22 protein-coding genes are annotated in these 25,181 nt (G+C 71.5%); 8 read left to right on the forward strand and 14 right to left on the reverse strand.

The features are described 5' to 3' along the window. Positions 1 to 56: 56 nt before the first annotated feature. The 3 genes from ENE75_RS08750 to ENE75_RS08760 are packed head-to-tail and all read right to left on the reverse strand — an operon-like array spanning position 57 to position 2,330. Complete coding sequence (locus tag ENE75_RS08750; protein WP_128197885.1) at positions 57 to 944, reverse strand: DMT family transporter; 888 nt, start codon at positions 942 to 944, stop codon at positions 57 to 59. A gap of 28 nt (positions 945 to 972) precedes the next feature. Continuing rightward, positions 973 to 1,626: a 3-oxoacid CoA-transferase subunit B gene (locus ENE75_RS08755; protein WP_128197886.1), complete on the reverse strand. Its 654-nt coding sequence runs from the start codon at positions 1,624 to 1,626 to the stop codon at positions 973 to 975. Positions 1,627 to 1,628: 2 nt separating this feature from the next. Beyond that, positions 1,629 to 2,330: a 3-oxoacid CoA-transferase subunit A gene (locus ENE75_RS08760; protein ID WP_128197887.1), complete on the reverse strand. Its 702-nt coding sequence runs from the start codon at positions 2,328 to 2,330 to the stop codon at positions 1,629 to 1,631. 53 nt (positions 2,331 to 2,383) lie between these two features. On the opposite strand from ENE75_RS08760, the gene ENE75_RS08765 reads away from it, so the two are divergent. After that, positions 2,384 to 2,980 (forward strand): 2-hydroxychromene-2-carboxylate isomerase, encoded by a 597-nt coding sequence (locus tag ENE75_RS08765; RefSeq protein ID WP_310733627.1) that lies wholly within the window; start codon positions 2,384 to 2,386, stop codon positions 2,978 to 2,980. A gap of 19 nt (positions 2,981 to 2,999) precedes the next feature. Here the strand turns inward: ENE75_RS08765 and ENE75_RS08770 are convergent, their stop codons facing one another. Together ENE75_RS08770 and ENE75_RS08775 are read right to left on the reverse strand one after the other, a co-directional pair. Then, a complete protein-coding gene (locus ENE75_RS08770) occupies positions 3,000 to 3,641 on the reverse strand; it encodes a response regulator transcription factor (RefSeq protein WP_128197888.1) in 642 nt (213 codons plus the stop codon). Then, a complete protein-coding gene (locus ENE75_RS08775; RefSeq protein ID WP_128197889.1) occupies positions 3,638 to 5,677 on the reverse strand; it encodes a sensor histidine kinase in 2,040 nt (679 codons plus the stop codon). The genes ENE75_RS08770 and ENE75_RS08775 overlap by 4 nt, the downstream gene beginning before the upstream one ends. A 227-nt stretch (positions 5,678 to 5,904) precedes the next feature. On the opposite strand from ENE75_RS08775, the gene ENE75_RS08780 reads away from it, so the two are divergent. The 3 genes from ENE75_RS08780 (at position 5,905) to ENE75_RS08790 (ending at position 9,447) form a co-directional block, all read left to right on the forward strand. Next, on the forward strand, positions 5,905 to 8,223 hold the full coding sequence (locus ENE75_RS08780; RefSeq protein WP_128197890.1) for an NADP-dependent malic enzyme: 2,319 nt from the start codon (positions 5,905 to 5,907) through the stop codon (positions 8,221 to 8,223). Between the two features lie 139 nt (positions 8,224 to 8,362). After that, positions 8,363 to 8,821 carry a guanyl-specific ribonuclease gene (locus ENE75_RS08785; protein WP_128198246.1) on the forward strand — a complete coding sequence of 153 codons (459 nt, stop codon included), beginning with the start codon at positions 8,363 to 8,365 and terminating at the stop codon, positions 8,819 to 8,821. 50 nt (positions 8,822 to 8,871) lie between these two features. Further along, positions 8,872 to 9,447, forward strand: coding sequence for a barstar family protein (locus tag ENE75_RS08790; RefSeq protein WP_128197891.1), 576 nt, complete (start codon positions 8,872 to 8,874; stop codon positions 9,445 to 9,447). Positions 9,448 to 9,496: 49 nt separating this feature from the next. On the opposite strand, the gene rsmA is transcribed toward ENE75_RS08790, so the two are convergent. The 3 genes from rsmA to ENE75_RS08805 are packed head-to-tail and all read right to left on the reverse strand — an operon-like array spanning position 9,497 to position 13,925. Continuing rightward, positions 9,497 to 10,315: a 16S rRNA (adenine(1518)-N(6)/adenine(1519)-N(6))-dimethyltransferase RsmA gene (gene rsmA / locus ENE75_RS08795; RefSeq protein WP_128197892.1), complete on the reverse strand. Its 819-nt coding sequence runs from the start codon at positions 10,313 to 10,315 to the stop codon at positions 9,497 to 9,499. After that, positions 10,312 to 11,658: a peptidylprolyl isomerase gene (locus ENE75_RS08800; protein ID WP_128197893.1), complete on the reverse strand. Its 1,347-nt coding sequence runs from the start codon at positions 11,656 to 11,658 to the stop codon at positions 10,312 to 10,314. Before ENE75_RS08800 ends, rsmA begins: the two co-directional genes overlap by 4 nt. Beyond that, positions 11,655 to 13,925 carry an LPS-assembly protein LptD gene (locus ENE75_RS08805; RefSeq protein WP_158288890.1) on the reverse strand — a complete coding sequence of 757 codons (2,271 nt, stop codon included), beginning with the start codon at positions 13,923 to 13,925 and terminating at the stop codon, positions 11,655 to 11,657. The genes ENE75_RS08800 and ENE75_RS08805 overlap by 4 nt, the downstream gene beginning before the upstream one ends. Positions 13,926 to 13,988: 63 nt before the next feature. On the opposite strand from ENE75_RS08805, the gene ENE75_RS08810 reads away from it, so the two are divergent. Further along, positions 13,989 to 15,077: an aminoglycoside phosphotransferase family protein gene (locus ENE75_RS08810; protein WP_128197895.1), complete on the forward strand. Its 1,089-nt coding sequence runs from the start codon at positions 13,989 to 13,991 to the stop codon at positions 15,075 to 15,077. A gap of 8 nt (positions 15,078 to 15,085) precedes the next feature. After that, on the forward strand, positions 15,086 to 16,918 hold the full coding sequence (locus ENE75_RS08815) for an ABC transporter ATP-binding protein (protein ID WP_128197896.1): 1,833 nt from the start codon (positions 15,086 to 15,088) through the stop codon (positions 16,916 to 16,918). Positions 16,919 to 16,988: 70 nt separating this feature from the next. Here the strand turns inward: ENE75_RS08815 and ENE75_RS08820 are convergent, their stop codons facing one another. The 5 genes from ENE75_RS08820 to ENE75_RS08840 form a co-directional block, all read right to left on the reverse strand. Beyond that, entirely contained in the window at positions 16,989 to 17,624 is a 636-nt protein-coding gene (locus tag ENE75_RS08820; RefSeq protein WP_128197897.1) for a PEP-CTERM sorting domain-containing protein, read from the reverse strand. A gap of 225 nt (positions 17,625 to 17,849) precedes the next feature. Then, on the reverse strand, positions 17,850 to 18,299 hold the full coding sequence (locus ENE75_RS08825) for a fasciclin domain-containing protein (protein WP_128197898.1): 450 nt from the start codon (positions 18,297 to 18,299) through the stop codon (positions 17,850 to 17,852). Between the two features lie 52 nt (positions 18,300 to 18,351). After that, positions 18,352 to 19,695, reverse strand: a complete 1,344-nt coding sequence (locus ENE75_RS08830; protein WP_310733628.1) for a fasciclin domain-containing protein — start codon at positions 19,693 to 19,695, stop codon at positions 18,352 to 18,354. Between the two features lie 179 nt (positions 19,696 to 19,874). Then, the gene (locus ENE75_RS08835) at positions 19,875 to 21,350 is read right to left on the reverse strand and encodes a M20 family metallopeptidase (protein WP_128197899.1); all 1,476 of its coding nucleotides are present in this window, start codon (positions 21,348 to 21,350) and stop codon (positions 19,875 to 19,877) included. A gap of 45 nt (positions 21,351 to 21,395) precedes the next feature. Next, positions 21,396 to 22,289 carry an alpha/beta hydrolase gene (locus tag ENE75_RS08840; protein ID WP_128197900.1) on the reverse strand — a complete coding sequence of 298 codons (894 nt, stop codon included), beginning with the start codon at positions 22,287 to 22,289 and terminating at the stop codon, positions 21,396 to 21,398. 37 nt (positions 22,290 to 22,326) lie between these two features. Here ENE75_RS08840 and ENE75_RS08845 point away from each other — a divergent pair, with 37 nt between their 5' ends. Beyond that, positions 22,327 to 23,160 carry an enoyl-CoA hydratase-related protein gene (locus ENE75_RS08845; RefSeq protein WP_128197901.1) on the forward strand — a complete coding sequence of 278 codons (834 nt, stop codon included), beginning with the start codon at positions 22,327 to 22,329 and terminating at the stop codon, positions 23,158 to 23,160. Between the two features lie 3 nt (positions 23,161 to 23,163). On the opposite strand, the gene ENE75_RS08850 is transcribed toward ENE75_RS08845, so the two are convergent. Then, positions 23,164 to 23,889, reverse strand: coding sequence for a hypothetical protein (locus tag ENE75_RS08850; protein ID WP_128197902.1), 726 nt, complete (start codon positions 23,887 to 23,889; stop codon positions 23,164 to 23,166). Positions 23,890 to 24,069: 180 nt separating this feature from the next. On the opposite strand from ENE75_RS08850, the gene ENE75_RS08855 reads away from it, so the two are divergent. After that, a complete protein-coding gene (locus tag ENE75_RS08855) occupies positions 24,070 to 25,110 on the forward strand; it encodes an amino acid ABC transporter substrate-binding protein (protein WP_128197903.1) in 1,041 nt (346 codons plus the stop codon). Positions 25,111 to 25,181: the final 71 nt, after the last annotated feature.

Genomic DNA, 25,181 nt, shown 5'->3' on the forward strand with positions numbered 1-25,181 from the left:
GCTGCGACCGGATGTTGCCGCAAATATGCACTATGTTGCGTGTATTGTCACGCACTTCACCGCACTTCGGCCCGCACCACCAGCGCCAGGCCCGCCAGCACGGCCACCAGCCCGGCCACGGCCATCCCGCCCGGCCGCTCCCCCACCACCACGACCGCCAGCACGAAGGCCGTGACCGGCTCGAACAGCGCCAGCGACACGCCGGTGGCGCCGCTGATGTGGCGCAGACCGTGGCTGAACAGCAGGTAGGCCACGCCGGTGCTGGCCACGCCCAGCCAGGCCACGACCAGCAGGTCGCGCGTGCCGATGGCCGGCACCCCGGCCATCGCGGCGGCGGCGGGCAGCGCCAGCAGCGCCGCCAGCGTGAACACGGCGCCGGTGACGCGGCCCGGGTCGGCGCGCGCCACCAGGCCATGGTTGAGCAGCGCGAAGGCGGCGTACGACAGCCCCGCAGCCAGGCAGGCCAGCACGCCGCCCACCGACACCGAGGCCGTGCGTGCGCCTTCACCCACCAGCAGCACGCCGCCGGCCACCGCCAGCACCGTGCCCCCCCACCAGACGCCCACCGGCGGCCGCCGCGTGAAGACCGCCTGCAACAACCCGCCCCACAGCGGGCTGCTGCCGATGGCCAGCGCCGTGCCCACGGCCACGCCCAGCGCGCGCACGCCGGCGAAGAAGGCGAGGTTGTAGGCCGCCATGCAGGCCGCAGCGGCCACGACGAGCGGCCACGGCAGCCGCGCAGTGGGCGGCTCGGCCGCGCCGCGCCGCGCATGCGCGATCGCCAGCCAGGCGCCGAAGAACAGCCCCGCCACGGCCAGCCGCAGCGCCCCCACCCACACGGAAGCAAGCTGCGGTGGCGCCAGGCTCTGCGCGGTACCGGTGGTGCCCCACAGCGCCGCGGCAGCGAGCACGAGCGCGACTCCGCGCAGCGGCGACACCGTCATCGTGATCGTGCGGGTCTCGCGCGCGTGATCAGGCGGGCGCCAGCGGCACGGCACTGAGCGCCTGCAGCGCCTCCAGCGTCATGCCGTCGCACAGCGCCAGCACCTGCACCTGCCCGCCCTGCAGCGCCAGCACCGCCAGTTCGGTGTAGACGCGGCTGACGCAGCCCAGGCCCGTGACCGGGTAGCTGAGCGCCGGCACCAGCTTGGGTTCGCCGGCCTTGGTCCGCCAGTCCATCATCACCCAGGTCTGGCGCGCGCCGATGGCCAGGTCCATCGCACCGCCGACGGCAGGAATCGCATCCGGTGCACCTGTGTGCCAGTTGGCGAGGTCGCCGTTGGCCGCCACCTGGAAGGCGCCGAGCACGCAGACGTCCAGGTGGCCGCCGCGCATCATGGCGAAGCTGTCGGCATGGTGGAAGAAGCAGCCGCCGGGCTTCAGCGTCACCGGCTGCTTGCCGGCGTTGATCAGGTCGTAGTCCTCCTGCCCTGGTGGCGGCGCCGGGCCCATGCCGAGCACGCCGTTCTCGCTGTGCAGCAGGATCTCCCTGCCCGGCGGCAGGTGGTTGGCCACCGCCGTGGGCGCGCCGATGCCGAGGTTGACGACGGCACCGTCGGGCAGGTCGGCGGCCACGCGCTGCGCGATCTGCGCGCGGCTCCACGGGGTGTGTGCGGGGGTGCTCATCGTCAGGCCGACTTCGCGAAGCCGCCGGCGCCCGTGGCGCGGCGCGGCACCGGCACCACGCGCTGCACGAAGATCCCCGGCGTGACCACGCCCTCCGGGTCCAGCGCGCCGGGCTCGACCAGCTCGTGCACCGTGGCCACGGTGCACCGGGCGGCCATGGCCATGATGGGCCCGAAGTTGCGCGCCGTCATGCGGTAGGTCAGGTTGCCGAAACGGTCGCCGCGCTCGGCCTTGATCAGCGCCACGTCGGCGTGCAGCGGCGTCTCGAAGACCTGCCAGCGGCCGTCGAGGAAACGCGTCTCCTTGCCCTCGGCCAGCGCGGTGCCGTAGCCGGTGGGCGTGAAGAAGCCGCCGATGCCGGCGCCGGCGGCGCGGATGCGCTCGGCCAGGTTGCCCTGCGGCACCAGCTCGAGTTCGATGCGGCCCTCGCGGTAGGCGCGGTCGAAGTGCCAGGAGTCCACCTGGCGCGGGAAGCTGCAGACGATCTTGCGCACGCGGCCGGCGCCGATCAGCGCCGCCAGCCCGCCGTCGCCGTTGCCGGCGTTGTTGTTGACCACGGTGAGGTCGCGTGCGCCCTGGTCGATCAGCGCCTCGACCAGTTCGTCGGGCAGGCCCGCGGTGCCGAAGCCGCCGATCATCACCGTGGCACCGTCGCGCACGTCGGCCAGCGCCTCGGCCGGGGTGGAAACGATCTTGTCGATCATGGGCGGACAGGATAGCGTGCGGCGCTCCTCATCCGCGCCACCCCGCCCTGTCCATGCACGTCGACTACTACTTCACCCCGGTGTCTCCCTGGACCCACCTGGGCCACGCGCGCTTCGCGCAGCTGCTGCAGCAGCATGGCGCCACGGTCGGCGTGCGGCCGGTGGACTACGGCCGCATCTTCCCGGTCTCCGGCGGCCTGCCGCTGCCCAAGCGGGCGCCGCAGCGCCAGGCCTACCGGCTGGTGGAACTGCGCCGCTTCGCCGACCACCTGGGCGTGCCTCTGAACGTGCAGCCGAAGCACTTCCCGGTGGACGCCGGCACGGCATCTCGGCTGATCATCGCCACCGCGCAGACGCAGGGCAACGCCGCCGCGCTGGACCTGGCCGGGCGTTGCGGTCGGGCGGTGTGGGAACAGGAACGCGACCTCGCCGCTGCCGACACGCTGCAGGCGCTGCTGGCCGAGGCGGGCCTGCCAGCCACGCTGATGGAGACTGCGGCCACACCCGCTGCGGCGGAGGCCTTCGATGGCTTCACGCAGCAGGCCATCGACGCCGGTGTCTTCGGCGCGCCCAGCTACGTGATCGACGGCGAGATCTTCTGGGGCCAGGACCGGCTGGACTTCGTCGCGCGGCGTCTGGCGGGCGGCTAGAAGGGTAGAGCCAGCCTGATCAGGCCTGCCGCAGCAGGTTGGCCAGTTCCACGGCCGACTTCACGCCCATCTTGTCGAACACGCGCGCCCGGTGCACTTCCACCGTGCGCACGCTGATGCCCAGGGCGTCGGCGATCAGCTTGTTGGGCCGGCCCTCGATGACCAGCCGCATCACGTCGCGCTCGCGCTCGGTGAGTTCGCCCAGCAGGCGCTGCACCGCGTCGACCTGCCGGCGCGCCGCGAGCGTGTCGGCACTGGTCTGCAGCGCGTGTTCGACACGGTCGACCAGGGTGTTGTTGGAGAAGGGCTTCTCCACGAAGTCGAAGGCGCCGCGCTTGACCGCCGACACCGCCGTGGGCACGTCGCCGTGGCCTGTGAGGAAGATGACCGGCAGTGCCGCCAGCAGGCCGCGCTCGATCAGCCGCTCGAACAGGACCAGGCCACTCGTGCCGGGCATGCGCACGTCCAGCACCAGGCAGGACGGGGCCGACGGGAACGGCTCGGGCTGGTCGGCGACGTGGGCCTCGAAGGCCTCGGCGCTGGCGAAACCTTCGGACAGCAGGCGGCGCGAGCGCAGCAGCCAGGCCAGGGCGTCGCGCACCACGTCCTCGTCGTCAACGAGGTAGACCACCGGGATGCCGAGCGCAGGGTCGAGGGTCATGGTGTGGCGGTGGTCGAGCTGTCCACGGGACGAGGCACCGAGGATGCCACGCGCGGCGCCGGCAGCGTGAAGCGGAACAGCGTGCCGCCGCCCTCGGGTGCGGCGGGCCCGAAGTCCAGCGCGCCGCCGTGCTGCTCGATCACCGTGCGGCAGAGGCTCAGGCCCAGGCCCATGCCCTCGCGGCGCGTGGTGAAGAAGGGGGTGAACAGGCGGGCGGCCACGTCCGGCGGGATGCCCGGGCCGGCGTCGGCCACGCTGAACGTTACCCACCGCGGGTGCGTCTGCTGCACGCCGATGCGCAGCACGCGGTCGGCCACGGGCGTCGCGCCGTCCATGGCCTGGATGCCATTGCGCGTGAGGTTGAGCAGCACCTGCTCGACCATCGTGCGGTCGCAGCTCACGCGCGGGGCCGGGGTGGGCACGTCGAGCTCGATCCGGGTGCCGCTCTTGCGGGCCTGCAGCCGCACCAGGGGCAGCACGGCGTCGAGCAGCTGGTCGACGCCGATGGCCTCGTGCATCTGCTCGCGGCGGCGCACGAAGTCGTGCACGCTCTTGATCACGCGGCCGGCGCGCTCGGCCTGCTCGGCGATGCGGCCCAGGGCCTGCCGGAGCATGGCGTGGGTGTCGCCGTCGGGCGCGTCGAGCAGGTTCAATGAACCGCTGGCGTAGCTGGCGATGGCCGCGAGCGGCTGGTTCAGTTCGTGGCTGAGCAGCGAGGCCATCTCGCCCACCGTGGCCAGGCGCGCGGTGGCCTGCAGCCGTTCCTGCTGCTGGCGCGAGAGCTCTTCGACGCTGCGCTGCGCCGACAGGTCGAGCACCGCGCTCATCCAGCCCGCCTGTGCGCCGCTGCCGTCGACCAGCGGCGCCTCGTAGATCATGACCGGGAAGCGCTCGCCGTTCTTGCGCATGAACTCGGTCTCGAAGCCCTCGCGTGCGGCGGCGTTGATCGCGGCGGCCTCCGGCCCCAGCCGCGTGGCCTGGCGGCGGCGGTAGTCGTCGCGGTGCTCGGGCGGCCAGTAGGGCGGCTCGTCGGCCGCCAGCAGCTCGTCGGCGCTGAGGCCGACCATCGTGCAGAAGGCGGGGTTGACGTAGGTGATGCGGCCCTGCAGATCGCGCGCGCGCAGGCCGGTGACCAGCGAGTCCTCCATCGCCTTGCGGAAGGCCAACGCTTCGGCCAGCGCGCGTTCGGCCAGGGCGCGGCGACGCACGTCGTAGGCCAGCAGCGCCACCAGCGCGAACAGGCCCAGCGACAGGCCCAGCACCAGGGCCGTGGACAGGTTGGGGATCAGCCGCGGCGCGCCGGTGGCGCTGTCCACGCGCAGCTGCAGCGTGGTGCCGGGCAGGTCCACCAGGCGCTCGGCGCGGAAGACGCCGGCACCGCGCGGCAGGCCACTGCGCACCAGCCGCGTGCCGTCGCCTTCGACGAAGCTCAGCTCATGGCCGCGCGCCTGCGCCGTGGTGGTGGCGGACTCCAGCACGGCACCCAGCGCCAGGGCGCCGACCACGTAGCCCTGCACCTGCCCCACGGCCGCCACCGGCACGCACAGGTCGATCAGCTCCTGGCCCAGCCCCCCCGGCAGCGGCACGAAGTAGCTGCGCGAGAACGCCGGCACCAGCGACCGCCGCGCGGCGGCGCAGGCCAGTTCGGTTTCGACATCGCTCTCCTCGCGGCGGATGCTGAGGAACGGCGGCGCCTGGAACGGGGAGTCCACCGCCGCCGCCACCTGGTCGGCCGCGTCCCGACGTTCCAGGCGCACCAGCGTGCGGTGGCGCCGCAGCAGCGTGGTGGCGGCGGCAGACCAGGCATCGGCCGGCTCGGCGGCCAGGGCCTGCAGCTGCTGCTGCAGTGCCAGCAGTTCCCGCCGCGTCTCGCCGGCCACCTCGGCCGCAACGACCTCCGTGGCTTCCTGCGTGCGCGTGGCCTCGTAGTTCAGCGTCAGCGCCACCAGCAGGCTCTGCGCCACCACCAGCCCGGTCAGCAGCGCCGACCACAGCAGCATGCGCCGCCGGCGCGTCCAGCGGGGCGGCGGGGTCATGGCGGCGTAGGGCGCGGGGGTCACGGACGGCGGCAGGGGCGGATTCGGGCGCTGGCCGGCACAGGCGGACGACGGACTTGGCCAGCGTCGCCGAGAATAGGACGCCTCGGGTCAGGAGTGCTACGCAGTTTCGCGCATGGGTGGCGCATGGCGGTCGGCGCACACTGCAGGCCCCCCGGAGCCGCGGCCGACCCGCGGACTGCCCCAGGACGAGACAGGAAGAGCGAATGTCCGAAGCCGATGACAAGCGTGCGGCGCTGCGCCGCGCCGCCCTCGAATACCACGAGTTCCCCGTGCCGGGAAAGGTGGCCATCCACGCCACCAAGCCGATGTCCAACCAGCGCGACCTGTCGCTGGCCTATTCGCCCGGCGTGGCCGCGGCCTGCGAGGAGATCGTGGCGGATCCGGCCAACGCCTTCCGCTACACCAGCCGCGGCAACCTCGTGGCGGTGGTGACCAATGGCACCGCGGTGCTGGGTCTGGGCGACATCGGCCCGCTGGCGTCCAAGCCGGTGATGGAAGGCAAGGGCGTGCTGTTCAAGAAGTTCGCCGGCATCGACGTCTTCGACCTCGAGATCCAGGAGAAGGACCTGGACAAGCTGGTGGACATCATCGCCGCGCTGGAGCCCACCTTCGGCGGCGTGAACCTGGAAGACATCAAGGCGCCGGACTGCTTCTACGTCGAGCGCAAGCTGCGCGAGCGCATGAAGATCCCGGTCTTCCACGACGACCAGCACGGCACGGCCATCGTCGTCGGCGCGGCGCTGCTCAACGCGCTGAAGGTCTCGGGCAAGAAGATCGAGCAGATCAAGCTCGTCACCAGCGGCGCCGGCGCCGCGGCGCTGGCCTGCCTGGGTCTGCTGGTCAAGCTGGGCGTGCCACGCCAGAACATCTGGGTGACGGACCTCGCGGGCGTGGTCTACAGCGGCCGCACCGAGCTGATGGACGAGGACAAGGCGCAGTTCGCGCAGGACACGGCGGCGCGCACGCTGGGCGAGGTCATCGAAGGCGCGGACGTGTTCCTGGGCCTGTCGGCCGGTGGCGTGCTCAAGCCGGCGATGGTGGCGGCGATGGCCGACCACCCCATCATCTTCGCATTGGCCAACCCGACGCCGGAGATCCTGCCGGAGGAGGCCAAGGCCGTGCGACCCGACGTGATCATGGCCACCGGGCGCACCGACTACCCGAACCAGGTCAACAACGTCCTGTGTTTCCCGTACATCTTCCGTGGTGCGCTGGATTGCGGTGCGACCACGGTGACCGACGAGATGGAGATCGCCGCGGTGCGCGCCATCGCCGAGCTGGCGCAGGCCGAGCAGAGCGACGTGGTGGCCGCCGCCTACGCCGGCCAAAGCCTGGCCTTCGGGCCGGAGTACCTGATCCCCAAGCCCTTCGACCCGCGGCTGATCGGCAAGATCGCGCCGGCGGTGGCGCAGGCCGCGGCCGAATCCGGCGTGGCGCTGCGCCCGATCGCCGACATGGTGGCCTACCGCGAGAAGCTGCAGTCCTTCGCCTACGCGTCGGGCCAGCTGATGCGACCGATCTTCATCGCGGCGAAGAACGCCACGAAGAAGCGCGTGGCCTACGCCGAGGGCGAGGAGGAGCGCGTGCTGCGCGCGGTGCAGATCGTCGTCGACGAGAACCTGGCGCGCCCCACGCTGATCGGCCGGCCCGCGGTGATCGCGCAGCGCATCGAGCGCTTCGGCCTGCGCCTGCGCGAGGGCCTGGACTACGACGTCGTCAACGTCGACCAGGACCACCGCTACCGCGACTTCTGGCAGACCTACCACCACATGACCGAGCGAAAGGGCGTGACCCAGCAGCTCGCGAAGATCGAGATGCGGCGGCGCCTGACGCTGATCGGGGCCATGCTGCTGAAGAAGGGCGAGGTCGACGGCATGCTCTGCGGCACCTGGGGCACCACGGCCAACCACCTGCAGTACATCGACCAGGTCATCGGCCAGCGTGCCGGCGGCAGTCCGAGCACGCCGCAGGACGTGCGCGTCTACGCCAGCATGAACGGCCTGCTGCTGCCCGGGCGGCAGGTGTTCCTGGTCGACACCCACGTCAACGTCGACCCGACGGCCGAGGAACTGTGCGAGATCACGGTGATGGCCGCCGAGGAGATGCGGCGCTTCGGCCTGCAGCCCAAGGCGGCGCTGCTGTCGGCGTCGAACTACGGCAACCTGGAGATCCCCAGCGCGGCCAAGATGCGGCGCACGCTGGCCCTGCTGCGCGAGCAGGCCCCGTGGCTGGAAGTGGACGGCGAGATGCATGGCGACATCGCACTCGACGCCGCCGGCCGGCAGGCGCTGATGCCCGGCAGTGCGCTCACCGGCGAGGCCAACCTGCTGGTGTTCCCGAACATCGACGCGGCCAACATCGCCTACAACCTGCTGAAGACGGCTGCAGGTGGCGGCATCGCCATCGGCCCGGTGCTGCTGGGTGCAGACCAGCCGGTGCACATCCTGACCGCGTCGGCCACCGTGCGCCGTATCGTCAACATGACGGCACTGACCGTGGCGGACGCCAACGCACAGCGTTGATTTTCGTTACGTGAGCACGTACTTCTTTGCCTGGAATCGCCCCGGAATGGGGCGGGCGACTTGAGCTTTTAGGGGGTTTCCGGTACCATTCCGGACTGGTTTTCAGGGTATTCCCGTGTCTCCTGAGGTTCCGGTCCGGATGTCGGTCGGCGCGTCGAAACAGCCCGCCCAGGTCGCCCGCAAGTCAGTGCTTGCTTCGTGGTTGACCAAGGGCGTTGTGGCTGGTGTGGCATTGGCAGGTGCAGTCCTGGCGGTTTCCGCCACGGCACCCGTCGTCGCCAGAGAAGCGCTGCTGAAGGACGGCGAAGCGGTGGTGGCGTTGGCCACGTTGCCGCCGCAGGCTCGTCAGACGCATGCGCGCATCCTGGCTGGCGGCCCGTTTCCGTACCCGCACAAGGACGGATCCGTGTTCGTCAACCGTGAGCGCCTGCTGCCGTTGCACCCCAGGGGCTACTACAGGGAATACACCGTGAAGACGCCCGGGGTGAGTCACCGTGGCGCCCGTCGCATTGTCTGCGGCGGGCAGCGGCCGACCCTCCCCGACACCTGTTACTACACCGCCGACCACTACGCGAGCTTCAGCCGCATCGTGCAGTGAGCAGCGGCCCACCGGTTCCGAGCATTTCTGACCATCGAAGGATCGCGACCATGATCTTGCAGACCGTGCGTCCGAACATCGTGCAGGCCATCCGCGCCTACCACGTGGACGACCTGATGCGGGCCGCCGAGCAGGCGGGGCAGCACTTCCTGTACGTCAACCTGGCCGACATGCAGTCCAAGCAGGACGTGCTCGAAGGCATTGCCACGGCCTTCATGTTCCCGGCCCATTTCGGCAAGAACCTGGACGCGCTCTACGACTGCCTGACCGACCTCGTGCACAAGGCCGGCCCGCAGCCGGGCTTCGTCGTCGTGCTCGAGCAGCTGCCCGACAGCCCGCGCTTCGACCGCGAGGCCCGCGAGCAGTTGCTGGACGCCTTCCGCGACGCGGCCGACTTCTGGGCCGACCGCCGCATCCCGTTCCGCTGCTTCTACTCGTTCGCGGTCAGTCGCGGCCAGGACAGCGGCGCCTGGGACGGCAAGGGCGGCGAGGCTGCGCCCATCGCCGCCCCGGCCAAGCCGGCGGCCAAGGTGGCCAGCAAGAACGGCGTGAACCCGAACTTCGGCATGAACATGCCGATGATGAGCAGCGCCTTCGACACCGCGATGTGGCTCAACGCCGCCTGACGGTCGTCGGGTCCTCCTGATCATCCCAGGGGCCCCGCGGGGCCCCTTGTCACGTCGGAGGGGTGTCGGAATCCTTGCCTGCGGGGCCCAGCTCGGCGGCCAGGGTCGTGTATGCCGCCACCGGCACCTCCTCCGCCCGCCGCTGCAGGTCGAAGTGTCCGGTGTAGCCGCGCGCCTCGAGCCAGCGCCCGAGGCTGTGACGCAGCAGCTTGCGACGCTGCGAGAAGGCCGACTGCACCAGCGCCTCCAGCACCGCCGGGTCCACGGCCGCCGGCTGCGGCCACGGCAGCATGCGCACGATGGCGGAGTCGACCCGCGGCGGTGGGTCGAAGGCCTCGGGCGGCACGTCGAGCACGCTCTCCATGTGGTAGCGCCACTGGAGCATCACCGACAGGCGGCCGTAGTCCTTGCCGCCGGGCGTGGCCACCATGCGGTCCACCACCTCCTTCTGCAGCATGAAGTGCTGGTCGGCCACGCGGCCAGCCCAGGGCAGCAGGTGGAACAGGATGGGGCTGGAGATGTTGTAGGGCAGGTTGCCCACCACGCGCAGCGGCTTCGGCGCCGCGGCATCGGCCAGGGCGCCGAAGTCCACCGTCAGCACGTCGGCCTCCACCACCTGCAGCCCGGCCCGCGCCCGCAAGCGCGCGGCCAGGTCGCGGTCCAGTTCGATGACGGTGAGGGCACCGCAGCGTTCGAGCAGCGGCTGCGTCAGCGCCATCAGGCCCGGGCCGATCTCGACCAGCGCCTGCCCAGGCCGCGGGTCGATCTCGCGCACGATGGCGCCGATGATGGCGCTGTCGGTCAGGAAGTGCTGGCCGAAGCGCTTGCGCGCGACATGGCCCGCCTGGGGCGTGCCGTGGCGGCTCACCGGCGGGCCGTGGCGAGGTCCGGCTCGCGGACCTCGACGTAGGCGCGGGCCCGCAGTTCGTCCACCCAGTCCTGGTAGGCCTGCTGAAACTTGCGCTCGCGCAGGATGTTGCGCACCTGCTCGCGCCGCTCGGCCGGTGCCATGGCGGCGCGGCGACGCTCCAGCACCTGGATCAGGTGCACACCGAAGCGCGACGCCACCGGCTCGGAGATCTCGCCCGGCGCCAGGCGGCTGGCCGGCTCGTCGAACTCCGGCACCATCACGCCCGGGCCGTACCAGCCCAGGTCACCGCCGGCCGCGGCGGAACCGTCCTCCGAGACCTCGCGCGCCACGTCCTCGAAGCGGCGTTCGCCGCCTTCGATCTGGCGCTTGAGGTCGCGGAGCCGGCGCGCGGCCTGTTCGGGCGACGCCTGTGGCGAGGTGCGCAGCAGGATGTGCCGAGCACGGGTCTCGACCACCGCATCGTCGGCCGCCTGCGCCTGCCGATCGACGAGCTTGAGCACGTGGAAGCCGGCGCCGCTGCGCACCAATGCCGCCGCCACCTGGCCCACCTCGAGGCCACGCACCGCGTCGACGAAGAGATCCGGCAGGCGTTCTGGCGGGCGCAGGCCGAGCTCGCCGCCACGCTCGCGACTGGCATCGTCGGACAGCTCGCGCGCCACGGCGGCGAAGTCCTCGCCCGCGCGCACCCGCGACAGCGCCTGCTCGGCGCGCAGCCGACGCTCGGCCAGTGCCGTGCCATCGGCACCGTCGGGCACCGCCACCAGGATCTGCGCGATGTTGACCTCGGCGTTGGCACGTGACGCCTCTCGTTCGGCCGCAAGCTCGCGGTCGACCTCCTCCTCGCTGACGACGATGCGGCCGATGACCTCCTGCTCGCGTGTGCGCTCCACCGCGATCTGGTCGCGCAGCTGGGCGCGAAAGCGCGTCATGTCCAGGCCCTCGATCTGCAGCCGCTCGCGCAGTTGCGCCACCGTCATCTGGTTCTGCGCCGCCACGCTGCCCACGGCGCGGTCGATCTCGGCCTCGTCGATGCGCCAGCCCAGGTCGCGCGCGTGCGTGACGATGACGCGCTCCTCGATCAGGCTCTCCAGCGCCTGCGCAAGCAGCGCGTCGGCGGGCGGCACCGGCTGCCCGGCGCGCAGGGCGCCCTGGCGGATCAGCGCCTGCCGGCGGCCGAGTTCCACGGCGGTCACGAGCTCCTGGTTGACCACGGCCACGATGTGGTCGCCGGGCGTGGCCACCACGCGCGGCTCGGCCACGCGCTGTGCCGCGGCCGGTGCCAGCGTGCTGAGGGCGGCGCAGGCGGCCAGGGCCTGGCGGAGAAGGGAATGTCGGGTCATGGTGTCGGGGCCGCGCCGGCGGGCGCATCGTCGGCTTCACGCAGCAGGCGGTAGCCGGGGATATTGTCCTTCAGGACCTGCAGCGGGCTCGGTCCGAGTCGCGACAGGCCCACGAGTTCCAGTTGCAACATCAGCCGAGTGGTGGCGGCCGACACGCCGGTGGACTGGCGCTCGGCCACCATGCGCAGGATCCAGCAGCCGGCGTCGTACTCGGCGCCGACCAGCGAATCGGTGATCCGGCTGTCCTTCAGGCTGTAGTTGATGCGGCCCACGCCGTACCACGTGCCGCTGCAGCTGCTGCGCGGGCGGCCGCCGGCAGCCGGCGCGTTCAGCGGCCACTGCCATCCGAGCTCGAACTGTTCGCTGACCCCGCGCGCCAGGCGGTAGCGGCCGCTGACCGTGCGGTACGGCCCGGCCAGGTAGCTGGCCCCGAGGATGGAGCGCTGCAGGCGGCCGATGTCCGGGCTGTACTGCATCGACGCGTCCAGCGTCCAGCGCGGCAGCAGCGTCGTCGACCCGAACAGCAGGATGTCCGACAGGCGCTGGTCCTGCACCGGGCCGTCGACGTCGCCGTCGGCCTGCGGCGCCACGCGCTGGTCGGCGAAGCGGAAGCGCTGCACGATGCCCACGCGCAGCAGCTCGGCGCCGTCGCCCGGGTCGATCAGGCGGCTGGTGACACCGGCGGTGAGCTCGTTGGCGTCGGAGACGCGGTCGATGCCGGAAAAGGCGTTCGTGGTGTAGATCGAACTGAGGTTGAAGTCCTTGCCGTAGGCATCGAAGTTGGGCAGGTGGTCCTGCCGCTTGTAGGGCGTGCGCACGTACAGCAGACGCGGCTCCAGCGTCTGGCGCAGCGACGTGCGGCCGAACCAGCCTTCGGCGTCGCGCTCCAGCCGCAGGCCGGCGTCGAAGGAAAAGGTGCCGATCAGGCGACCGGCCTCGCGGCGGCCGTCGGCCATCGGCTCGTCGGTGCGGTAGCGGGCCGCATTCAGCGCCAGCCGCGGCACCAGGCTCACGCCGCCGGCCCGCCATGGCCACGCCACCTGGCCCAGCGCGTGCCAGCGCCAGGCCTCGGGGCGCAGGCCGCCGCTGTCGTCGTCGGGGCGCTCGAAGCGGTTGAGTTCGAGCTCGCCGCTGACCTCCAGCGGCCCCAGCCAGCCGCCACGGCCGCGCCCGGACAGGCCCAGGCGCGGCGCACGGGCGTAGGGCGCGACGATGGGCGCCTCGGCGTCCTGCAGCACCTGCCAGTGCTGCACCTGCGCGTAGGCGTTCAGCGCCAGCGGGCCCAGGGTCATCGGCCGGTCCAGCCGGGCCGACGCGTCCAGCAGGCGTGGCGTGAGCAGGCGGCCGAAACGCGGGAAGTCCTTCCACCAGTCGTCGTCGGACACGCGCACGCCGTCCACGCGCAGCGTGCCCAGCGCGCCCAGCGCGTGCTGGTGGCGCAGCGCCAGCAGGCCGCGCGCGCGGCCGGCCACGCGGTCGTCGGGCAGCCATTGGGTGTCGACCTGGCCCTGATGCTCTGGCGCCAGCCAGCGCAGCTGCGTGTCCAGGCCCACGCCGCGGCGCGTGAGCACGCGTGGCGTCAGCGTCAGGTCGCGGTCGGGCGCGAGGTTCCAGTACCAGGGCACGGCCAGCTCCAGGCCGCTGCGGCTGTCCAGGCCGACCGTCGGTGGCAGCCAGCCGGTCTTGCGCGCCCCGGTGACCGGGAAGCTCAGCCGCGGCAGGGCCAGGATGGACACGCCCTGGAAACGCAGCCGCGCGCCCTCGGCGCGGCCTTCGTTGGCGTCGAAGTCCATGGTCACGGACCGTGCCTGCAGTTGCCAGTCGGGCTCGCTGCCGTCCTCGGGCCGCGGGCAGCTGGTGTAGCGCGCGTCGGCCGCCGTCAGCTGCGTGCGGCTGGCGAAGTCGATGCGCGAGGCCTCGCCGCGCGTGCCCAGCGGCGGGAAGTCGAACTGCGGCGCCACGAACCAGCCGCTGAAGTCGCGCACGGTCAGTTCGGCGGCATCACCGCGGAAGATGGCTCCCTCGCGCTCGAGACGCACACCGCCGCTGGCGGCGGCGCGGTCGGTCGGCGGGCGGTAGCTCAGCCGGTCGGCGCGGATCAGCAGGCCGCCCTGGCGCAGGCGCACGTCGCCTTCGGCCACGGTCTCGCGGTCGGTGGTGACGGTGAGCCGCTCGGCGCTGAGTTCGATCGGCAGCGCAGCGGCAGGCCTGGTCAGCGCGGGCTCGGCCGCCCGAGCCGTCGGCAGGCCGATCACGGAAGCCGTCAAGGCCAGCCAGGCGAGCCGACGCAGGGCAAGGCGGGGAACCAACATTCGTAGAATGAATTATCCATGCCCCCTGCCGCCGAACCCGCCGCCGCCGACCCCGCGCCCGCCACCCCGATCACGTGGGCCGACCCGGCGCGTGAAGCGGCCTTCGAGGCTTGGTTCGCCGGCGTGACGCCGGCCCACGGCCTGCGGCGCGAGACACTGGCATCGGCGTCGGCCGACGCCAGCTTCCGCCGCTACTTCCGCGTGGCTGGCAGCGAGGGTTCCTGCATCGTGATGGATGCGCCGCCGCCGCAGGAGGACGTGCGACCCTTCGTGCGCATGGCCCGCCGCATCGCCCAGGCCGGCCTGAACGCGCCGCCGGTGCTGGCCGCCGACGAGGCACAGGGCTTCCTGCTGCTGGGCGACCTTGGCAGCGAGCTCTACCTGAACCGCCTGCAGCAGTGCGACGCGGCCGAGGCCGACCACCTGATGCGCCAGGCGCTGCAGGCCCTGGTGCACTTTCAGCAGCACGTGGCGGCTGACGACCTGCCGCCCTACGACGAGGCCCTGCTCGCCCGCGAACTGGCCCTCTTTCCCGACTGGTGCGTGCAGCGCGAATTCGGCATCACCTGGTCCGACAAGGAGCGCGCGGCCTGGGACCGCATCTGCCGCGTGCTGATGGACAGCGCGCTGGCCCAGCCGCAGGTGGCGGTGCACCGCGACTGGATGCCGCGCAACCTGATGCTGGCCGACCCCAACCCCGGCATCCTCGATTTCCAGGACGCGGTGCGCGGCCCGGTGACCTACGACGTGGCCTCGATGCTGCGCGACGCCTTCCTCTCCTGGGAGGAGGAACGCGAGATCGACTGGGCCGTGCGCTGGTGGGAACAGGCGCGGCGTGCCGGCGTGCCGCTGGGCGAGGCGATGGCGCACGACTTCGGCGAGTTCTGGCGCGCGCTGGAATGGATGGGCCTGCAGCGCCACCTGAAGGTGCTGGGCATCTTCTGCCGGCTGAAACACCGTGACGGCAAGCCGGCCTATGCCGCCGACCTGCCGCGCTTCTTCGCCTATGCCACCAAGGTGGCCAACCGCTACGCGCCATTGCGCCCGCTGCTGCCGCTGCTGGCGCCGATGAGCGGCCAGCGCGTCGGCGAAGGCTTCACCTTCTAGGCGCCGCCATGCCCTCCCTGTCCTGGGCGCGCCTGCGCCCCACCGCCGTTCCCGCCAGCGCGCCGCCCACCGGGCTCTGGGCCTTCTACTGGCATTTCATCCGCCAGTCGCGCGGGCTGTACGCCGCGCTGTTCGTCACCGGCCTGGGCGTGGCGCTGATCGATACCGTGATCCCGCTGTTCATCGGCCGCCTGGTGCGGCTGATGGAATCGGCCGACCGCGCTGCCGCCGTGCAGGGCGCGCTGCCCATGCTGCTGGGCATGGCCGCGCTGGTGCTGTTGGGCCGGCCGCTGGCGCTGCTGGCCGACAGCGTGGTGCGCAACATCATCGTCGTGCCCGGGGTGACCAGCCTGATCCGCTGGCAGAGCCACTGGCACGTGGTGCGGCAGAGCTGGCCCTTCTTCCAGAACGACTTCGCCGGCCGCATCGCCAACCGCGTGATGCAGACCAGCAACGCGGTGCGCGAGAGCGTGGTCTCCAGCATCCGCGGCGTCTGGTACATCGTGGCCTACGGCATCACCGCACTGGTGCTGATGGCCTCCAGCGACTGGCGTCTGGCCCTGCCCACGCTGCTGTGGTTCGCCGGCTACGTGGTCTTCCTGCGTCACTTCGTGCCCAAGGTGCGCGACCTGTCCAAGACCAGCAGCGAACTGCGCAGCAAGGTCATGGGCCGGGTGGTGGACAGCTACACCAACATCCTCACCGTCAAGCTGTTCGCCCGCGCGCGCGACGAGGACGCCTACGTGCGCGACGTGATCGACGAGCACACCGGCGCCATCCGCGCCCACATGGCGCTGATCACGCGCTTCATGACCACGCTGTCGGTGCTCAACGCGCTGCTGCTGGTGGGCACCGGTGCCATCGGCGTGTGGCTCTGGGCCGCCGGCACCATCGACGCCGGCACCGTGGCCACCGCGCTGCCGCTGGCCTGGACGATCGCCAACGTCGCCGGCTGGGTGAGCTGGGAAGTCACCAGCGTGTTCGAGAACATCGGCGTGGTGCAGGAGGGCATGGAGACGATCGCCGTGCCGCACACGATGGTGGACGCGCCCGACGCCCGCGAGCTCCAGGTCCCGGAAGGCGGCATCCGCTTCGAGCACCTGACCTACACCTACGGCCGCAGCGACGGCAAGCGGGTTCTGGACGACTTCGACCTCGCCATCCGCCCCGGCGAGCGCGTGGGCCTGGTGGGCCGCTCCGGCGCCGGCAAGAGCACGCTGGTGAACCTGCTGCTGCGCTTCCACGAGGTGGAGCAGGGCGCGATCCGCATCGACGGCCAGGACATCCGCGGCGTCACGCAGGAAAGCCTGCGCGCGGCCATCGGCATGGTCACGCAGGACACCTCGCTGCTGCACCGCTCGATCGCCGAGAACATCCGTTATGGCCGGCCCGGCGCGACGCTGGACGACATCGTCGCTGCGGCGAAGAAGGCGCAGGCGCACGAGTTCATCCTCGGCCTGCAGGACTGGCAGGGTCGCACCGGCTACGACGCCCACGTGGGCGAGCGCGGCGTCAAGCTCAGCGGCGGCCAGCGCCAGCGCATTAGCATTGCGCGCGTGGTGCTCAAGGACGCGCCGATCCTGGTGCTCGACGAGGCCACCAGCGCGCTGGACAGCGAGGTCGAGCTCGCGATCCAGGAGCAGCTGCTGGGCCTGATGGAGGGCAAGACCGTGATCGCCATCGCCCACCGGCTGTCGACCATCGCGCGCATGGACCGGCTGGTCGTGCTGGAGGCCGGGCGCATCGTCGAGACCGGCACGCACGCAGAACTGCTGGCCCTGAAGGGCCACTATGCGGCGCTGTGGGCGCACCAGAGCGGCGGCTTCCTGGGCGAGGCATGAAAAGGCCCGCCACGGTGGCGGGCTGGGCGACAGCGCCTGCCGAGCCTCGACCCGGCAGGCGGTGCGGCTGTCAGGCCGCGCGGCGGCGCGCTGCCGCGCCCACGGCCAGCAGGCCCAGGGCCATCAGGCCGTAGGTGCCGGGTTCCGGCACCGGCGCGATGCCGAAGGTGAGCGTGCCGCTGTCCCAGACGCCGTCCGCGCCGCCGGTGATGTCGTTGTACGACTCCCAGAACTCCAGGCGCAGCAGGCCATCGGCGCCGACGGCGAACTCCAGGCCATAGTCGCCCAGCAACAGCGTGCCGCCGCTGTCGAAGCTCTGCGTGCCCGAGCTGTTCACACCGGTGGCGACGGTCAGGCTGAAGCCGTCGGTGATGGCCGAGTCGGTGAAGTCGATGCGCATCTCCGACAGCCAGCTGGGGCTGGTGGCCGTCAGCGTCACGTCCCATGCTGCCGAGACGATGGTTGCACCCGCGCCGACGGCCAGGCTGTAGACCTCGTTGAGGGCATTGCCGAAGCCTTCGTTGCTGCTGATGCCGGAGACGTCGAACACGACCTCCGTGGCACTGATGCTCACGGGCGCAAGCACCGTGGTGCCCACGCTCGTGAACGGCGACGACGCCGTCGCCGGTTTCTGCGCCGCAAAGGCAGGCGCAGAGAACGCCAGCGCTGCTGCCAGCGCCAGCACATTGATCCTCTTTTTCGTCATTCGGGGTATCCCTCCAAGGCTGTTGTAGACGCAGGGCGCACCACTGGTGCGCCCCACGCAAGTCGATAGCGAGCGCCGTGCCAAGGCAAGGCTGAAAACCCCGCTGCCAACCGGACAACCCCGCGTCGGCGGGGGGAGGGAAACCCTGGCACGGTCACCGGCCGCCAGACCGGCCGCAACCAGGGCCGTGCGGCGCACACGGCCTGCCCGGGTTGCGGCCTGCGCTCAGGGCAGCACGACGCTGTCGATGACGTGGATCACGCCGTTGCTGGCCACGATGTCGGTCTTCACGACGTTGGCCGCGTCGACCTTCACGCCGCCGGTGGTGGACACCGTCAGCGTGCTGCCCTGCACCGTCTTGACCTCGCCAGCCTTGACGTCGGCGGCCATCACCTTGCCCGGCACCACGTGGTAGGTCAGCACCGCGGTGAGCTTGGCCTTGTCGGCCAGCAGCGCGTCGAGCTGGGCCTTCGGGATCTTGGCAAAGGCCTCGTCGGTGGGCGCGAACACGGTGAACGGGCCCGGGCCCTTGAGCGTGTCGATCAGGCCGGCGGCCTGCAGCGCGGTGGCCAGCGTCTTGAAGCTGCCGGCGGCCACGGCGGTGTCGACGATGTCCTTGGCCTGCGCGGCCAGGCCGAACGCGGCAACGGCCGCAGCGATCACGAACTTCTTCATGGCTTCACTCCTGAGGGGGTTGAGGAAACGAACGGGGAACGGAAAGCAGCGATCAGGCCGCCGGCAGGATCACGCGGTCGATCACGTGGATCACGCCGTTGCTGGCCAGCACGTCCGTGGCCACGATGCTGGCCATGCGGTCGCGACCGTCGGTGATCGCAAGGTCCGCATCGACGCTGAACGTGCCACCCTGCAGGGTGGTGATGTCGGCGCCGATGGGCACACCCGAGGCGAGCACGCGGCCGTCGACGACGTGGTAGGTCAGCACCGCGGTCAGCAGCGCCGTGTCGGCCAGCAGCGCGTCCTTGGTGATGCCGAGTTCGGTCAGCAGGGCGGCGAAGGCGTCATCGGTCGGCGCAAAGACCGTCAGCGGGCCGGGCGCCGACAGGGCGTCGACGAGGCCGGCGGCCACGACCGCCTCGACCAGGATGCTGAACTGCGGCGTCGCAATGGCCGTCTGCACGATGTCCTTGTCGGCCGGCAGCAGCACCTTGTCGATCACGTGGATGACGCCGTTGCTGGCGAGAACGTCGGTGACGACGATGTTGGACACGCGGTTGCGGCCGTCGCTGATCGCCAGCCCGCCCGCCATGGCGGTGGGCTTGAAGATGCCGCCTTCCAGCGTCGTCACCGCCTCGCCGGCCGGCACGCCCGAGGCCAGCACTCGTCCAGGCACGACGTGGTAGGTCAGCACGGCGGTCAGCAGCGCCGTGTCGGCCAGCAACGCATCCTTGGTGATGCCGAGTTCGGCCAGCAAGGCGGCGAAAGCGTCGTCGGTCGGCGCGAAGACCGTCAGCGGGCCGGGCGCCGACAGGGCGTCGACGAGGCCGGCGGCCACGACCGCCTCGACCAGGATGCTGAACTGCGGTGTCGCAATGGCCGTCTGCACGATGTCCTTGTCGGCCGGCAGCAGCACGCGGTCGATCTTGTGGATGACGCCGTTGCTGCAGCGGATGTCGGCGGCGATCACGTTGGCGGTGCGGTTGCGCCCGTCGACCAGGCCCAGCCCGCCGCCCACGGCCACCGGCTTGACGATGCCGCCCTGCAGCGTCGTCACCGCCTGGCCCACCGGCACGCCGGCCGAGCGCACCTCGGCGCCCAGCACGTGCGTGGTCAGCACCGCGGTCAGCAGCGCGGTGTCGCCGAAGACCGCGTCCTTGGTGGTACCCAGCTCCGTCAGCAGCGCCACGAAGGCGGCGTTGGTGGGTGCGAACAGCGTGAACGGGCCACTGCCGCGCAGCGTGCCCTCCAGGCCGGCGGCGCGCACGGCCTCCAGCAGCAGCGAGAGATCGGCATCGACCTCCAGCGCCTCGATCAGGTTCGGGTCGCTGTCGCCGCCGCAGGCGGTCAAGAGCACGGCGGCGCTGGTGGCCAGCAGCAGGTGTCGGCGTTGCATCGGGTGGTTCTCCTGGCGTTCGGGGGTTGCACACCGGCAGCACGACGCCACCGGAACCACACCAGTTTGAACCGTTTGGTATTCCAGATGAACTGTACGGTTTTTTGAGGAACCTGTCGGTTGCACTCAGAAACGACGACGGGGCCCGAAGGCCCCGCCATCGTCCGTGCGGCACCCGGTCAGGGGCAGGCCGCGATCACCTGCGCCACCGCAGCGGTGAGCTTCTTGGCATAGGGCACGTGCAGGAACTCGTTGGGCCCGTGCGCGTTGCTCTTCGGGCCCAGCACGCCGCAGACCATCATCTGCGCCGCCGGGAAGCCCTGCTGCAGCATGCTCATCAGCGGGATCGTGCCGCCCTGGCCGATGTAGCCGCAGGGCGCGCCGAAGTGCGCGGTCGACGCGGCGTTGAGCGCGTCCTCCAGCCAGGTGGACAGCTCCGGCGCGTTCCAGCCGGTGGCGCCCAGCGCGCCGGCGCGGCCGTCGGGGTGGAAGGTGACCTTGGCGTTGTAGGGCGCGTTGTCCTCCAGCAGCGCCTTCAGACGCACGCTGGCCTCGTGGCCGTCCACCAGCGGCGGCAGGCGCAGGCTGAGCTTGAAGGCGGTGTGCGGGCGCAGCACGTTGCCTGCGTTCTTCAGCTCCGGGAAGCCGTCGACGCCTGTGACGCTGAGCGTGGGCCGCCAGGTGCGGCGCAGCAGGCCTTCCACCGGGTCCGTGGTGGTCGGCAGCACCGGGCCGCCGTCGGCACCGCAGGCCCAGGGCATGCGCTTCCAGACCTCGTCGCCCAGGACGGCGGCGGTGGCCTGGGCCTGCTCGATGCGCGAACCCGGGATCTCGCAGTGGAAGAACCCGGGCAGCAGGTTCCCGGTCTCGGCATCCTCCAGCCGGTCGAGCACCTGGCGCATCACGCGGAAGCTGCTGGGCACCAGGCCGCTGGCGTCGCCGCTGTGGATGCCTTCGGTCAGCACCTCCACCTTCAGCACGCCGCTGACCATGCCGCGCAGGCTGGTGGTGAGCCACAGCTGGTCGTAGTTGCCGGCGCCGCTGTCGAGGCAGACCACCAAGCCCACGTTGCCCAGGCGCGGGCGCAGCACGTCCAGGTAGGCCGGCAGATCGTAGGAGCCGCTTTCCTCGCAGGTCTCGATCAGGCCCACGCAGCGCGGATGCGGCAGGCCCTGGGCCTGCAGCGCCTCGATGGCGCTGATGGCGGCGTAGACCGCGTAACCGTCGTCGGCGCCGCCCCGGCCGTAGAGCAGGCCGTCCTCGTACTTGGGCGTCCAGGGGCCGAGGTCGCGACGCCAGCCGGTGAACTCGGGCTGCTTGTCCAGGTGGCCGTACAGCAGCACGGTGTCCGAGGCATCCGCCTTCGTGGCCGGCACCTCGAAGAAGATCACCGGCGTGCGGCCTTCCAGGCGGATGACCTCCAGCCGCAGCCCCGGCACACGGCGCGACTCCACCCACAGCGCGGCGTCGCGCACCACGCGCTCGATCAAGCCGTGGGCCGACCAGTCGGCATCGAACATCGGGCTCTTGGCCGGCACGGCCACGTAGTCGGTCAGCGCCGGCAGGATGCGTTCGTCCCAGGCGGCGTCGGCAAAGCGGCCGAGCGCGCTGGCCTCGTCGGGTTGCAGCGGCAGGTTCGGGTCACGGGCGTTCATCGGGCTCTCCTTCGACAGGCACACACTGTGGCACAGCGTGCACGATCATGCGGGCGCGGCCGGCCGGGTGCCGGGCAGCGTGGGGCCGCTGATGCCAGCCAGCCAGGCGGTCAGGTGCCCGAGCACCTCGGTGCGCTCGGGTTCGTTGAAGATCTCGTGCGCCAGGCCCTCGAAGCATCGCGCCTGCACCAAGGGCTTCGGCGCCGCAGCGGCGAAGGCCGCGGAACCCGCGGGCGCCACGCAGCGGTCGGCGCCAGCCCACATCAGCAGCGTGGGCACACGCCAGCGCAGTGCGGCATCGCGCACGGTCTCGCCCTCGCTGACGATGAAGCGGGCCAGGCGGGCGGTGATGCGGTCGTGCACCTGCGGGTCGGCCACGTAGTCGCGCACCGTCTGCGGGTCACGCGACACCCAGTCGGGCTTCAGGCCGTTGGGCATGGGCCGGTCGGGCAGCAGGTGTTCGCCCAGCCACAGCTGCGCGCGCTGCGCCGCGCCCAGGCCGGTGTCCAGCGCCGGCGACGACAGCACCAGCGCATCGACCGGCCTTGACCACGCGGCCGGTGACGCGGCCAGCGCCTCGGCCACGAAGCGTGCCGCCACCAGACCGCCCATGCTGTGGCCCAGCAGCACGAAGGGCCCGCCGAACGGCCCTTCGCCGGCGCGCAGGTGGTCGATGACGGCCGCGAGGTCGGCACACAGGCTGTCGTGCTGCGGGATGCCACCTCGCACGCCGTCGCTGTCGCCGTGGCCCCGGTGGTCGTAGCCGACGCTGGCCCAGCCGGCCCGCGCCAGCGCCTGCGCCACGTGGGCGTAGCGCCCGCCATGTTCGCCGAGGCCGTGCACGATGAGGACACGGCCGTGGGGCCGGGCCGGTGCCGGCCAGGTGCGCAGGCGCAGCTGCGTCCCGTCGGCCAGCGCGAGTCGATCCAGGCTTTCCATGGGCGGGATTGGAGCATGCCGCCGCTATGCTGGCGCCATGGACAGCCCCGATTTCCGCATCGACACGCCGGCCCCCGGCATCGCCCACCTGCAGCTCTGCCGGCCCGAGCGGCTGAACGCGCTGACGCCGGCCTTCTTCCGCAGCCTGCGCGCCGCGGTGCAGGCGCTGGACGACGCCGGCGAGACCCGCGTGCTCGTCATCTCGTCCACCGGCCGCCACTTCAGCGCCGGCATGGCGCTGGAGACCTTCGACGGCGGCCTGCCGATGCTCGACACCGGCTCGGCGCGCAAGCGCCTGGCGTTCCAGGACGGCCTGCGCCGCCTGATGCAGACGGTGGACGTGCTCGAGACGGCGCGCTTCCCGGTGATCTGCGCCGTGCAGGGCGGCTGCGTCGGCGGCGCGCTCGACCTGGCCACGGCCTGCGACATCCGCGTGGCCAGCAGCGATGCCTTCTTCACCGTGCAGGAGATCCACATCGGCATGGCGGCCGACATGGGCGTGCTGCAGCGGCTGCCGAAGATCGTGCCGCCGGCCATGGCGCGCCAGATGGCCTACACCGGCGAGCGCGTGGGTGCCGACCGTGCACTGGCCATGGGTCTGGTGAACGCCGTGCTGCCCGATGCGGACGCGCTGCTGGCGCACGCGCTGGATCTGGCACGGCAGGTCGCCGAGAAGTCGCCGCTGGCGATCGCCGGCAGCAAGCGCGCCCTGAACTACGCGGTGGACCACCCCACGCACGAGGCGCTGCAGCAGATGACGCTGCTGCAGAGCGCCATCTTCGACCTCGACGAGATGCACCGCGCGATCGCGGCGTGGAAGGCGAAGACGGCGGCCGACTTCGACCCGATCGGGACCATTCCGCCGGTCTGAGCGTCAGCACGCCAGCGCGGCGCGCGCGCTTTCGACCTCGCTCACCAGGCTGAGGTCATGGCTTCGTCGGGCCTCGTGCATGGCCGCCTCGAAGTGCACCTCGGCACGGTCGGCACGACCGCACGCGCGCTCGAGCAGGCCCCAGACCAGGCAGACCCGGCCGGCATCGCGCACGTTGCCGGTGCGCCTGGCCATGGCCTGCGCATGGCCCAGCAGTTCTCGCGCCTGATCCACCTCACCCAGCAGCAGCCGCGCCTGCGCCAGCCGGGTCAGCGCGGTGCACTCGAGCGCGCGATCCTCCGTCCGCACGGCCGCGGCAAAGCACAGCTCGAGATGCCGGACAGCGGTCGGCACATCCCCGGCCAGGAGTTCGGTCAGCCCCGTCCGGCGTGAGCGTAGGCGATGGCCCGCACGTTGCCGGCCGATTGAACCAGGCACAGCGCACCCTCGCCGCAGGCACGCGCCTCCGCCCAGGGCGCGCATGGCCGTCACGCACTCGTGAAGACGCGGCAGTTCAGCCTCGGGCTCGACAGCCATGACCTGGTTGCACACCGTCAGCCGCAGGGCGGCCCAGGCTTTGCCCCGGTCGTCTGCACGCGTCTGCGCGACAGCAAGCGCCTGCAAGGCCATGCCGCGCGCCTGCCGCGTGTCGTCGTGACGCAGGCGCCAGGCATTGACGATCAACGGCTCGATGTCGGCATGCGCGGCGAATCGACCCTGGTCGGTCACCAGACCCTGTCGCGTCATGTCGTGTTGTGCTGGGCCATGCGCTTTCGGCATACATCGGGTTCGACCCGATGCCTGGGGCGCGACGGTCGCAGACATTCCTGGCCCGTGGCTTGCTACCTTCCGGGGACGCACCGGATCGGTGCCACCACGCTGATCACTCATCACAGGAGCCAAGATCTCATGACCCGTTTTGCCACCCGTGCCGTGATGGCCGCCGCGTTCGTCGCCGTCGGCTTCGGCGCCTCGACACCCGCCTTCGCCGGCAAGGACCTGGACGCCATCAAGTCCCGCGGCACGCTGGTGTGCGGCGTCAACACCGGCCTGGCGGGCTTCTCGGCCGCCGACAGCCAGGGCAAGTGGACCGGCCTGGACGTGGACTACTGCCGCGCGCTGGCCGCCGCCGTCCTCGGTGACCCCAACAAGGTGCGCCATGCCCCGCTGACGGCGCAGCAGCGCTTCACGGCCCTGCAGTCGGGCGAGATCGACGTGCTGTCGCGCAACACCACCTGGACGCTGACGCGCGACGCCTCGCTGGGCATGCACTTCGTCGGCGTGACCTTCTACGACGGCCAGGGCTTCATGGTGCCCAAGAGCCTGAACGTCAAGAGCGCCAAGCAGCTCAAGGGCGCGCAGGTCTGCGTGCAGTCGGGCACCACCACCGAGCTGAACCTCACCGACTACTCGCGCGCCAACAACCTGCAGCTCAAGCCCATCGTGTTCGAGAAGCAGGAGGCCGCCACCGGCGCTTACTTCAGCGGCCGCTGCCAGGTCTTCACCACCGACGCCTCGGGTCTGGCCTCGGTACGCAGCAAGGAAGCCAAGAACCCGGCCGACCACGTGATCCTGCCGGAGCTCATCAGCAAGGAGCCGCTGGGCCCGTCGATCCGTCGCGGTGACGACGAGTTCTTCGCCATCGCCAAGTGGACGCTCAATGCGCTGCTGGAAGCGGAGGAGTACGGCATCACCGCCGCCAACGCCGACAAGATGCGCGCCGAGAGCAAGAACCCCGGCGTGATGCGCCTGCTGGGCGCCGGCACCGAGGACACCGGCAAGGTGCTGGGCCTGGACAAGGAATGGGCGCTGCGTGCCATCAAGGCCGTGGGCAACTACGGCGAGATCTTCGAGCGCAACGTCGGCGAGAACACGCCGATCGGCCTGCCCCGGGGAACCAACAACCTGTGGACCAACGGCGGCCTGATGTACGCGCCGCCCGTGCGCTGACCTTCGGCTGAGCCCGCCAGGGCTTTCCTGGCCGGCGTGGCACCCGCGTGCCCGCCGGCCTGCCTCTGACC

It is taken from the genome of Rubrivivax albus (genome assembly GCF_004016515.1).
Taxonomy (GTDB): domain Bacteria; phylum Pseudomonadota; class Gammaproteobacteria; order Burkholderiales; family Burkholderiaceae_C; genus Rubrivivax; species Rubrivivax albus.

Excerpts from the sequence above, each read along its gene's own strand:
- ENE75_RS08750 (WP_128197885.1), bottom strand. The coding sequence starts at position 944 with ATGACGGTGTCGCCGCTGCGCGGAGTCGCGCTCGTGCTCGCTGCCGCG.
- ENE75_RS08755 (WP_128197886.1), bottom strand. The coding sequence starts at position 1,626 with ATGAGCACCCCCGCACACACCCCGTGGAGCCGCGCGCAGATCGCGCAG.
- ENE75_RS08760 (WP_128197887.1), bottom strand. The coding sequence starts at position 2,330 with ATGATCGACAAGATCGTTTCCACCCCGGCCGAGGCGCTGGCCGACGTG.
- ENE75_RS08765 (WP_310733627.1), top strand. The coding sequence starts at position 2,384 with ATGCACGTCGACTACTACTTCACCCCGGTGTCTCCCTGGACCCACCTG.
- ENE75_RS08770 (WP_128197888.1), bottom strand. The coding sequence starts at position 3,641 with ATGACCCTCGACCCTGCGCTCGGCATCCCGGTGGTCTACCTCGTTGAC.
- ENE75_RS08775 (WP_128197889.1), bottom strand. The coding sequence starts at position 5,677 with ATGACCCCGCCGCCCCGCTGGACGCGCCGGCGGCGCATGCTGCTGTGG.
- ENE75_RS08780 (WP_128197890.1), top strand. The coding sequence starts at position 5,905 with ATGTCCGAAGCCGATGACAAGCGTGCGGCGCTGCGCCGCGCCGCCCTC.
- ENE75_RS08785 (WP_128198246.1), top strand. The coding sequence starts at position 8,363 with ATGTCGGTCGGCGCGTCGAAACAGCCCGCCCAGGTCGCCCGCAAGTCA.
- ENE75_RS08790 (WP_128197891.1), top strand. The coding sequence starts at position 8,872 with ATGATCTTGCAGACCGTGCGTCCGAACATCGTGCAGGCCATCCGCGCC.
- ENE75_RS08800 (WP_128197893.1), bottom strand. The coding sequence starts at position 11,658 with ATGACCCGACATTCCCTTCTCCGCCAGGCCCTGGCCGCCTGCGCCGCC.
- ENE75_RS08810 (WP_128197895.1), top strand. The coding sequence starts at position 13,989 with ATGCCCCCTGCCGCCGAACCCGCCGCCGCCGACCCCGCGCCCGCCACC.
- ENE75_RS08815 (WP_128197896.1), top strand. The coding sequence starts at position 15,086 with ATGCCCTCCCTGTCCTGGGCGCGCCTGCGCCCCACCGCCGTTCCCGCC.
- ENE75_RS08820 (WP_128197897.1), bottom strand. The coding sequence starts at position 17,624 with ATGACGAAAAAGAGGATCAATGTGCTGGCGCTGGCAGCAGCGCTGGCG.
- ENE75_RS08825 (WP_128197898.1), bottom strand. The coding sequence starts at position 18,299 with ATGAAGAAGTTCGTGATCGCTGCGGCCGTTGCCGCGTTCGGCCTGGCC.
- ENE75_RS08830 (WP_310733628.1), bottom strand. The coding sequence starts at position 19,695 with ATGCAACGCCGACACCTGCTGCTGGCCACCAGCGCCGCCGTGCTCTTG.
- ENE75_RS08835 (WP_128197899.1), bottom strand. The coding sequence starts at position 21,350 with ATGAACGCCCGTGACCCGAACCTGCCGCTGCAACCCGACGAGGCCAGC.
- ENE75_RS08840 (WP_128197900.1), bottom strand. The coding sequence starts at position 22,289 with ATGGAAAGCCTGGATCGACTCGCGCTGGCCGACGGGACGCAGCTGCGC.
- ENE75_RS08845 (WP_128197901.1), top strand. The coding sequence starts at position 22,327 with ATGGACAGCCCCGATTTCCGCATCGACACGCCGGCCCCCGGCATCGCC.
- ENE75_RS08855 (WP_128197903.1), top strand. The coding sequence starts at position 24,070 with ATGACCCGTTTTGCCACCCGTGCCGTGATGGCCGCCGCGTTCGTCGCC.